Origin of the sequence: Methylobacterium sp. WL120 (assembly GCF_008039465.1) — a bacterium.
In the GTDB taxonomy this organism is placed as follows: Bacteria; Pseudomonadota; Alphaproteobacteria; order Rhizobiales; family Beijerinckiaceae; genus Methylobacterium; species Methylobacterium cerastii.
In genome coordinates this window covers 1-8,893 of record NZ_VRUT01000176.1, presented here as the reverse complement: position 1 = coordinate 8,893, position 8,893 = coordinate 1, and the positions used below count along the sequence as shown (strand labels likewise).

At 73.1% G+C, this 8,893-nt stretch carries 10 protein-coding genes and 2 tRNA genes; 2 read left to right on the top strand and 10 right to left on the bottom strand.

The genetic code is table 11. The features are described from left to right. Positions 1–127: 127 nt before the first annotated feature. The 7 genes from FV229_RS23005 to FV229_RS22980 all read right to left on the bottom strand — a co-directional run bounded on the left by FV229_RS23005 (position 128) and on the right by FV229_RS22980 (position 5,441). Entirely contained in the window at positions 128–928 is an 801-nt protein-coding gene (locus FV229_RS23005; RefSeq protein ID WP_147754182.1) for a fumarylacetoacetate hydrolase family protein, read from the bottom strand. 108 nt (positions 929–1,036) lie between these two features. Further along, positions 1,037–2,101, bottom strand: a complete 1,065-nt coding sequence (locus tag FV229_RS23000; RefSeq protein WP_147754181.1) for a response regulator — start codon at positions 2,099–2,101, stop codon at positions 1,037–1,039. After that, a complete protein-coding gene (locus FV229_RS22995; protein ID WP_147754180.1) occupies positions 2,098–2,532 on the bottom strand; it encodes a response regulator in 435 nt (144 codons plus the stop codon). Before FV229_RS22995 ends, FV229_RS23000 begins: the two co-directional genes overlap by 4 nt. Positions 2,533–2,546: 14 nt before the next feature. Continuing rightward, entirely contained in the window at positions 2,547–4,445 is a 1,899-nt protein-coding gene (locus FV229_RS22990) for an MHYT domain-containing protein (protein ID WP_147754184.1), read from the bottom strand. Positions 4,446–4,693: 248 nt separating this feature from the next. After that, positions 4,694–4,846, bottom strand: coding sequence for a hypothetical protein (locus tag FV229_RS27625; protein WP_187275257.1), 153 nt, complete (start codon positions 4,844–4,846; stop codon positions 4,694–4,696). Then, the gene (locus FV229_RS22985; protein ID WP_147754179.1) at positions 4,840–5,085 is read right to left on the bottom strand and encodes a hypothetical protein; all 246 of its coding nucleotides are present in this window, start codon (positions 5,083–5,085) and stop codon (positions 4,840–4,842) included. The genes FV229_RS27625 and FV229_RS22985 overlap by 7 nt, the downstream gene beginning before the upstream one ends. Before the next feature lie 113 nt (positions 5,086–5,198). Continuing rightward, entirely contained in the window at positions 5,199–5,441 is a 243-nt protein-coding gene (locus FV229_RS22980; protein WP_147754178.1) for a 3',5'-cyclic-nucleotide phosphodiesterase, read from the bottom strand. 186 nt (positions 5,442–5,627) lie between these two features. Between FV229_RS22980 and FV229_RS22975 the strand changes: the two genes are divergently transcribed. Next, positions 5,628–6,698, top strand: coding sequence for a UV damage endonuclease UvsE (locus tag FV229_RS22975; protein WP_147754177.1), 1,071 nt, complete (start codon positions 5,628–5,630; stop codon positions 6,696–6,698). Positions 6,699–6,829: 131 nt separating this feature from the next. Then, the gene (locus tag FV229_RS22970) at positions 6,830–7,144 is read left to right on the top strand and encodes a hypothetical protein (protein WP_147754176.1); all 315 of its coding nucleotides are present in this window, start codon (positions 6,830–6,832) and stop codon (positions 7,142–7,144) included. A gap of 266 nt (positions 7,145–7,410) precedes the next feature. On the opposite strand, the gene FV229_RS22965 is transcribed toward FV229_RS22970, so the two are convergent. The 3 genes from FV229_RS22965 to FV229_RS22955 all read right to left on the bottom strand — a co-directional run bounded on the left by FV229_RS22965 (position 7,411) and on the right by FV229_RS22955 (position 8,820). Next, a tRNA-Asn gene (locus tag FV229_RS22965) sits at positions 7,411–7,486 on the bottom strand. A gap of 264 nt (positions 7,487–7,750) precedes the next feature. After that, positions 7,751–7,824, bottom strand: a tRNA-Cys gene (locus FV229_RS22960). A gap of 198 nt (positions 7,825–8,022) precedes the next feature. Beyond that, positions 8,023–8,820: an urease accessory protein UreD gene (locus FV229_RS22955; RefSeq protein WP_147754183.1), complete on the bottom strand. Its 798-nt coding sequence runs from the start codon at positions 8,818–8,820 to the stop codon at positions 8,023–8,025. Positions 8,821–8,893 lie beyond the last annotated feature (73 nt).

Sequence of the window (8,893 nt, the reverse complement as noted above, 5' to 3'; positions counted from 1 at the left end):
AGACGCGGCCCGTAACCCGGGCTCCCATCGAAGAGGCAGAATCCAGCCTCTCGGACGTCGGCCAATCCGTGGCAAACACCGATAACGATCCAAACCGAGCGTAACACCAGACTTCTGCAGCAGCCTGCTAGACGATGCGGATCGACAGCGGCGGCAGGCCGTCGATGGTGCCGAGCAGGACGTCGCCGCGCACGACCGGCCCGACGTTCTCCGGCGTGCCGGAATAGATCACGTCGCCCGCCTTGAGTTCGAACGCCTCGGAGAGGTTGGCGATCTGTTCGGCGACCGACCAGATCATGTCGGACAGGTCCGCATCCTGCCGCACGGTGCCGTTCACCGCGAGCCGGATCCGGCCGCGCGCGGGATGGCCGAGGGTCGCCGCCGGCATGATCGGCGTGATCGGCGCGGACCGGTCGAAGCTCTTGCCGACCTCCCAGGGCTTCTTCTGGTCGCCCATGCCGCGCTGAAGGTCGCGCCGGGTCATGTCGAGGCCGGTCGCGTAACCGTAGACGTGGTCGAGGGCGCGGTCCTTCGGGATGTCGCGTCCGCCGGACTTCAGCACCGCGACGAGTTCGAGTTCGTGGTGGTAGTTCTTCGTCAGCGACGGATAGGGGTGGTCGGCCACCGTGCCGGGCTCCACCACCTGGATCGCGTCCGCCGGCTTCTGGAAGAAGAACGGCGGCTCTCGGGCCGGGTCCGATCCCATCTCGCGGGCATGCGCCGCGTAGTTGCGCCCGATGCAGTAGATGCGCCGCACCGGGAAGGTCTGCGCCAGCCCCGCGACGGGGATCGTCGTCTGCGCCAGGGGAAACAGCGTGGCGCCGCGGTCCGGCTCCGCAGCCGCAGGGTCTACGGCAAGGCCGACGAGGGCGGCCCCGGCGGCTCCGAGGGCCGTGCGGCGATCGAGGCGGGTCGTGATGCGGCTCATGAGGGCGGGTCCGATGGGAGCGCGGCGAGACGGCATCGTCGCATATCGGGCGCGGCGGGGCGACGGTCGCGGTCGTCGGGCCGGCGCGCCAAGACCCGCGAGGGCCCGTCAGGCCCGGAACGACAGCACGGCCCGCGTGCCGACGCGGTCGGGGACGTAGCACAGGCCCGAGCGCAGGTTCGTCGCCATCGCCCGGACGATGCGCGAGCCGAGGCCGGTGCCGCGCGGCCGGCCTTCGCCGGTCCAGCCGATCCCGTCGTCCTCGACGGCGAGCTCGAGGGTGTCCTCGGCCCGGCGCCGGAGCTCGACCCGGATCTCGCCGGCCGCGTCCACGGGGTAGGCGTACTTGTAGGCGTTGGTGACGAGCTCGGTCACGACCACGCCGACGGAAACCGCCTTGTCGGTGGCGAGCCGCACCGGGTCGGCGCTCAGCCGGATGGCGTGGTCGCGCCCCGAGGCCCGCATCGCCGCCTGCAGCTCCTCGACGAGGCTGGCGAGGTAGGCGTCGAGCTCGACCGCCTCGACGTCGTCGGAGGTGTAGAGCCGGCGGTGGATGCCGGCGATGGCCGAGATCCGCGCCTGCATCTCCTCGAGCGCCGCCTTGGCGGCCGGGTCCGAGACGGCGCTGGTCTGCATGTGCGTCAGCGCCGCCACCAGGGCGAGCGAGTTGGCGACCCGGTGGTTGACCTCGCGCAGCAGCATCACGGCGTGGTCGCGCGCCGCGCGCACCTCCGCCTCGGCGCGTTCCTTGTCCCGGCGCAGCGCCTCCTGCCGGAGGGCGGTGTCGATGGCGCCGCCGAGCAGTTCGCGGAACTGCCCCTGCACGTCCTTCCAGACGTAGTCGACCGCCCCGGCCTTCAGCGCGGCAACGGCGACCCGGCTGTCCTCGGAGCCGGTGACGTAGACCACCGGCGGCGCGTCGGGCAGCGCGCGGATCGCCGGGAGCACGTCGAGGCCGGTCTGCCCCGGCATGTGATGGTCGAGGGCGACGACGTCGATGCCGCCCTGCGCCAGCCGCGCCAGCCCCGCGTCGCCGTCGGCGGCGAGCTCGACCACGTAGCCGCGCGCGCCGAGCGCGCGCTGGACCAGGCGCGCGAGACCGGGGTCGTCGTCGATGTAGAGGATGCGGGCCGTGCCGGCCGGTCCGGCCGCGGCGGGGGGAGGGCCGGTCATGGGTTCTCGGGCACCTGGATCACTGAGAAGAACAGCCCGAGCTGCCGGATGGCGTTGGCGAAGCCTTCGTAGTTCACCGGCTTGGTGATGTAGACGTTGGCGCCGAGATCGTAGCAGCGCTGGACCTCGCGGCTGTCGTCCGTGGTGGTCAGGACGACGACCGGCGAGCGCTTGGTGTGCGGGTTGGCCTTCACCTTCTCGAGGATGTCGATCCCGGTCATGTCGGGCAGGTTGAGGTCGAGCAGGATCAGCAGGTGGCGCCGCGCGCTGACCTCGCCCGAGCCGTCCGGCCCGAGGAGGAAGTCCAGGGCCGAGGTGCCGTCGCGGAAGGGGATGATCTCGTTGTTCACGCCCGCGCGGCGGATGTTGCGCTCGATCAGCCGGGCGTGCCCGTCGTCGTCCTCGATCATCACGATGCTGACGGCGTTCATGGCGGCCTCCAGGGTCATTCCGCGGCCAGGGTCGTCGGGGCGCCGTGTGCCTCACGACCTGTAGCCGCCTCGCGCGGCAGCGTCACCTCGAAGGTGGTGCCCTCGCCCAACGTCGAGGTCAGGTCGATGCGCCCGCCGAGCGACCGCACCAGCGCCTTGACGTGCGCCAGGCCGATCCCCTCGCCCGGCCGGTCCTGGACCCCGGAGCGGCGGAACAGCTCGAACACGCGGGCGTGGTCGCGCGGGGCGATGCCGCGCCCGTTATCCGTGACGGCAATGCGCACGCGGTCGCCGCCCGCCGGCCGGGCGGTGATGGCGATCCGGCCGGGCCGGCCTGCGTCGAGGTACTTCACGGCGTTGTCGATCAGGTTGCCGACCACCTGCTCGACCGCCAGCCGGTCCGCGACGATGGTGGGCAGGTCGGCGGCGACGGAGACCGTCGCCCCGGCGGTCTCGATCTGGTGGCGCTGCGCGTCGGCGAGCGACTGCAGGACGCTCGTCAGCGCGAGGGGTTCGGGGGCGAAGCGCCGTCGCCCTTCGCGCGACAGCTTCAAGATGGCGGCGATCAGGCCCTCCATCCGGGTGACGGCGGCCCGGATGAAGCCGAGCGCCTCGCCGAGGTCCCGGTCGATCCGCTCGGCGTCCGGGTGGTCCCCCAGGGCGCGGCGGATCTCGGGACGGGCCTCCTCCAGCTCGGAGGTGAAGCCCATGACGTTGACGAGCGGCGAGCGCAGGTCGTGGCTGACGATGTAGGCGTAGCGCTGCAGCTCCTCGTTGGATTCCAGCAGCTCGCCTTCGGCCTCGCGCTGCTCGGTGATGTCGGTGTGCACCCCGACCCACTCGGTGATCCCGCCCCGGTCGTCGAGCACCGGCACGGCGCGGATGGCGAAATGGCGCCAGGCGCCGTCCTGCGCGCGGACCCGGTGCTCGTGCACGAAGGGCCGGCGCGCCGCCACCGTCGCGTTCCAGGCCGCCACGCTCGGCGCCACGTCGTCGGGATGCACGGCGCTCGCCCATCCGAACCCGGCATAGGCTTCAGGCGTCTGCCCCGTCAGCGCCGCCCAGCCGGGCTGCTCGCCCACCATCCGGCCCTCGGCGTCGTTGGTCCAGAGCACGCCGCGCACCGCCTGCACCGCCGCGCGGAACCGCGCCTCGCTGGCCTGCAGCTCGCGCTGGACCCGCTGCTGGTCGATGGAGGAGGCCAGCATGGCGAGGAACAGGATCAGGAAGGTCGCGCCGCCGACGGCCAGCGCGAGGTTCTGCTGCCCGGCCCCGACGCCGCCGGCATGGACCTCGCCGGCATGGGCCGCGTGGGCGCCGGCCGCCTCCGCCGTGAAGGTCGCCGCCGCCATCCCGGTATAGTGCATGCCGGCGACCGCGAGGCCCATCACGAACGCGGCCGCCAGCTTCTGCCCGACGCCGTGCTGCCGGAAGGTCAGCCAGAGCGCGGTCGTGGCGGCGGTGACGGCGATCGCCACCGACAGCGCGACGACGGGCAGGCTGTAGGCGAGGTTGCCGGGCACCCGCATCGCCGCCATGCCGGTGTAGTGCATCCCGGCGACGCCCACGCCCATCAGCGGGCCGCCGACGAGGATGTCGCGCAACCCCGCGCCCGGCCGGCTGATCAGCACGAAGGCCGCACCGGTGGCGCCCACCGCGATCAGCAGGGAGGCCAGCGTGAGGCCGAGGTCGTAGGCGGCCGGCATCCCCATCTCGAAGGCGAGCATGCCGACGAAGTGCATCGACCAGATGCCTCCGCCCATCGCCAGCGCGGCCCCGGCGACCCAGGCCCAGCGCGGCCCGCGCGCGGAACCGCGCATGCGCCCGGCGAGGTCGAGCGCGGTGTAGGAGGCGAACACGGCGATCGCGAGGGAGAGGGCGACGAGGGCTGGGTTGTAGCCGGTGTGGACCATGGCGCGACCGGTGGACGGGGACACTCGCGCGAGGCCGGCCGCGGCCGTCGCCGCACGGCTCGGGCCGGCGAGGGCGCTCGCGGTCGGCGCGACCTTAGAGGGCTTTCGGCCCGGCGGGATACCGACCGGACGAAAGAAAGCGCGTCACGCGACCGGGTCTTCGCGAGGGGTCCGCACCAGCCTGTCGTCGATCCCTCGCGCATCGCGCGGCTGCGGTCGCGCTGCGCCCCAGCGAGCCCGGACGTCCGTCAGGCCGGGAGAAGCTGGATCAGTAGGTCGCCGACGAGGAGGACGAGGAGGGCCGCGCCGATATAGGCCGGCATCCGGCTCGTGCGCCCGCGCTCCCAGACCGGGAACGCCGCGACGTCCTCCGCGTCGTCGAGGCGGCCGAGCCTCAGCACGGCGCCGGGGACCGGGCGCCGACGAAGGCCGGGGGGACGCGGTCGGCGGCCCGTTCGGCGTCGGCGATCTCGCGGATCAGGTCGGCGCGTTGCGCGTCGACGAGGTCGGGCAGGATGTCGTCGTCGCACGCGTCGATCGCCGCGATCAGGCGGAAGCCCGCCCCGATGCGCTCGAAGGCGACCCGGACCTCGCGCTGCGCGTAGGGGTCGTTCGGGTCGAGGCAGACATGCTCGGGCATGGTATCGGGACGCGATGCCGCCGAGGCGGCGAGGGCGTCCGCTTAAGGGGGTCGCGTGACGGCCGGATGACGGGCGCGGGCGCCCGTCGTCGAGGTCCTCTCCTCGGTAGGCCCTACTTGCCGCCGGACTGCGCGTAGGCGTCGATCGCCCGGCGGCAATTCTCCGTCAGCGCGTCGCGGTTCTTCTTGAAGCACGCGTCCATCGCCGGATCGTCGGGATCGATGTCGCCGCAGAGTTTCAGCGCATCGCCGGTGCAGTACTTCTTCAGGTCCGCGTTGCCGCGCGTCGAGGCGGGGGCCGCGAGGGCCGGGACGGCGGTGAGGGCGAGGACGAGAGCTAGCAGGGCGGCGCGCATCGTGGCTTCCAGATGAGAGGATCTTGGGCGGCTCGAGGATGGTCGTTCGGTCGAGGCCCACGGCAAGGAACGCCGCACCGTGCGAAACGGCTCCGTCGTGGCCGGCCCGCGCGCCTGCGGCATCGACCGCCCGCGGCGATGCACGGATCGGATGTGACGAAACCCGGCGCCCGGCGTTCTCGACCCATGATCGATGATGCGCCTCGCCTCGGCTTCTGCTGCAAGTTCGTGCTCACGCCGCCCCCGGACGGCTTTAAGACCCTGAAGGCCGCCCGCGAGGCGACGCTTCGGATGAACCTCACCAACGCGACCATGGCCTCCCTGACGGCGCTGGCGCCGGCGGCGCGCCGCGCGAAGATCGAGGGCCTGGTGCGCCACAATCTCGGGGCCCTGGAGCGCCAGATCGCATGGGTCGCCGGGCGCCCGCCGATCGAGCGGCTGCTGCGCATGGCGAGCAACGTCCTGCCGGGCTACACCCACCCCGTGGCGCGGGACATCTACGCCGAGCCCGAGATGCGCCGCCTCGTGGAGGCGGGCCTCGCCCGCTGCGGCGAGGCCGCCCGCGCAGGCAGCGTGCGCCTCAGCTTCCATCCCGGCCCGTTCTGCGTGATCGCCTCGCGCAACCCGGCGGCGTCCGAGAACGGCATCGCCGAGTTCGAGTACCACGCCGAGCTGATGGCGCTGCTGGGCTACGGCGACGGCTGGCACCCGCACGGCGCGCACATCAACATCCATGTCGGCGCACGCGATCCCGGCACCGAGGGCTTCCGCGCCGCCCTGCCGCGCCTGTCGCAGACGGCGCGCGACCTCATCACCGTCGAGAACGACGAGAACGCCTTCGGGCTCGAGGCGGTGCTGGCGCTCGCCGACAGCGTGCCGGTGGTGCTCGACCTGCATCATCACTGGGTCGAGAGCCGGGGCGAGTACATCGCGCCGGAGGACCCGCGCGTCGCGCGGGTGCGCGAGTCCTGGCGCGGGGTGCGGCCGGTGGCGCATGTCAGCGTCTCGCGCGAGACCGTGCTGCCGGAGCACGATCCCGACGCGCTGCCCGACTTCGTGGTGCTCAACGAGGCCGGCCATTCCTGGCGCGACCTCGCCGCCCATTCCGACATGATGTGGAACCGCGCCCTCAACGCCCTGGTCGCGCGCCACCTGGCGTGGGCCGATTTCGAGATCGAGGCGAAGTCCAAGAACCTCGCCTCCGACGCCCTGTCGGCGGAACTCCGCCGCGAAGGCGCCGCCGCATTCCCTTCCTAGGCCCGCTGGCGTACCGATCGGGGGCGGCGAAGTCGGGCGCGGCAGCCGGCCCCCCAAAGGCCGTACGTCGCGTTCCCGACGCGCATGTTCGAGACGATGCCCGCGCCGAAGGCGGGCCGACGGGATGCGAGATGCGGGATCTGAGTCCGGAGGACGCGCAGGCCGTCGACAGGTTGGCGTTCCACCTGCTGCGGGAGGCCTATTGCGACCTCGCCGGCGTGATGATGCGCGCGAACGCCGAGGCCGCCCGCACCGTGCTCGGCACCATCGAGCAGCGCCTCACCGACACCCTCGGCCGCTTCCACTCCGAGACGGCGGAGGGCGCCGCCTCGACGGCCATCGTGATCGCGGTCGGCGACAGGATCGGCGACGTGATGGACGAGGCCCAGAACCGGACCGGCGCCGGCGCCTCCGCCCTGAGGCGGGCGGCCGACCCACGAAGCTGAGGACGCGCGGATGTGGAAGCGTGGTCGCGTCCGACGCGGCGGCTACGCCGACGGTCCGATCCATCGCGACGACGCGATCACAAGAAAGCCCGGCGCGGATGTCTCCGGCCGGGCCAAGGTGATCTCGGGTCTCCTGCCTGAACCGATCAGGACCCGCCGTCATCCACCAGATGGGGGATCGCTGGCGCGCCAGCGCAGCAACGCCCGGCCGCCGTAGGGCAGCGCAAGGCGGCGGGATCGATCAGGGGAAGGACTTGAAAGGGTGATGGCTCCCCGAGCAGGACTCGAACCTGCGACAAGGCGATTAACAGTCGCCTGCTCTACCAACTGAGCTATCGGGGATCACGAGGGGTGCTCTACACAGCGCCGTTGCGGGGCGCAAGGGCCTCGGGCGGATGTTTCGCATTTCGCGGGCGGCGCGCAGGGCGGCGCGGAGGAACCCGCGGCGGCGGCGTTGCGCCCGGGCCACACGGGCCCGTGCCGGGGAGGGCGCGAGACCACGGAACGCGGGCGGACAGCCGCTCGCGGCGCGCGAGACGCATGGCGCAGGCGGTGGATCGCGAAGGGAAGGATCGATCGGGAAACGACGGTCGCGGGGACGTGCGATGGAGGCCTCGCCCGGAATCGAACCGGGGTGCAAGGATTTGCAGTCCTCTGCGTAACCACTCCGCCACGAGGCCTCGTCGCTCCGGCGCCGCCGTCGAAACGGGGCGCCCGCAAGATCCCATGCCGGGCGGCCGGCGCGGGGTGAGGGGTCTCTAGCAGACGAGGCGGGCGCTGAGCAACGCCCGCGAGGCGGTATCTCAGGGCAATCGCTCGAAAGCCCTGGCCTTGGTTTCTGACGCCCTCGATCGCCGGCGATCGACAGCTCGCGAACCTCAGGCCTGCCACACCCGCGGCAGCGGGACGCCGCGGTAGCGCACGAGCAGGCGGGCGGCGAGGGCGCGCAGCGGCCCGAGATCGGCGGCGAGCAGCCGGATCGCGAGGTGGCCGTTCCAGGCGCTCGCGCCGGCCTCGACGCCGGCGCCGTCGTTCGCGCCGCCTTCCGCCAGCAGGCCGCGGACCTCGTCCAGGCGCGCCTCCGCCCCGGGGGAAAGGTCGAGCAACGTGGCGCAGGCCCCGGCGCCGCCGCCGATCGCGGGCCGCGCGAGGCGGGCGGCGATCGGGCCGTCTAGGCGGAGGCTGTCGGCGTAGACGAGGCGCCCGGCCCGCCGGATGCGCCAGACGTCCTCGAACAGCCCCGCCTCCACCCGCTCGCCGCGGGCGGCGCGGCCGAAGGCCACGGCCTCGAACACCAGCAGCCCGGCATCGGGCGCGAGGTCGGCCTCGAAGCGGCGCCGCAGGCGGGCGCGGTCGAACAGGATCGTCTCCTGCGGCAGCCAGGCGAGCCGGGCGCCCGGGCCGAGGTCGACGCGGTTCGCGATTCCGCTCACCGGCCCGTCCGAGCGGTAGACCTTCTCCGCAGCGGTCGTGGTCATGACGAGGTCGGCGCCGGCCTCCAGCGCGAGCGCGACCGCGAAGTCGTCGCCGCAGGCGATGCCGCCGGCGGTGTTGACCAGGATCGCCTCGGGGGTGCCGCCATGCGCGCGCGGGAAGCGCAGGCGCGAGGGGCCGGATTCGGCGAGGTCCGCGATCCGCGTCGCCGTCCCCACCCCGTCGGCTGCGACGCGCAGCATCACCCGGCCGACCGAGCGCTGGCGCAAGGGCGGGCTGGCGGCGCCCGGCGCGGCGGCGCCCGCAGGGTCGGGT

What these genes read in the sequence shown, in the direction of transcription:
- FV229_RS23005 (WP_147754182.1), bottom strand. Translation starts at nt 928, where the DNA reads ATGAGCCGCATCACGACCCGCCTCGATCGCCGCACGGCCCTCGGAGCC.
- FV229_RS23000 (WP_147754181.1), bottom strand. Translation starts at nt 2,101, where the DNA reads ATGACCGGCCCTCCCCCCGCCGCGGCCGGACCGGCCGGCACGGCCCGC.
- FV229_RS22995 (WP_147754180.1), bottom strand. Translation starts at nt 2,532, where the DNA reads ATGAACGCCGTCAGCATCGTGATGATCGAGGACGACGACGGGCACGCC.
- FV229_RS22990 (WP_147754184.1), bottom strand. Translation starts at nt 4,445, where the DNA reads ATGGTCCACACCGGCTACAACCCAGCCCTCGTCGCCCTCTCCCTCGCG.
- FV229_RS22985 (WP_147754179.1), bottom strand. Translation starts at nt 5,085, where the DNA reads ATGCCCGAGCATGTCTGCCTCGACCCGAACGACCCCTACGCGCAGCGC.
- FV229_RS22980 (WP_147754178.1), bottom strand. Translation starts at nt 5,441, where the DNA reads ATGCGCGCCGCCCTGCTAGCTCTCGTCCTCGCCCTCACCGCCGTCCCG.
- FV229_RS22975 (WP_147754177.1), top strand. Translation starts at nt 5,628, where the DNA reads ATGATCGATGATGCGCCTCGCCTCGGCTTCTGCTGCAAGTTCGTGCTC.
- FV229_RS22970 (WP_147754176.1), top strand. Translation starts at nt 6,830, where the DNA reads ATGCGGGATCTGAGTCCGGAGGACGCGCAGGCCGTCGACAGGTTGGCG.
- FV229_RS22955 (WP_147754183.1), bottom strand. Translation starts at nt 8,820, where the DNA reads ATGCTGCGCGTCGCAGCCGACGGGGTGGGGACGGCGACGCGGATCGCG.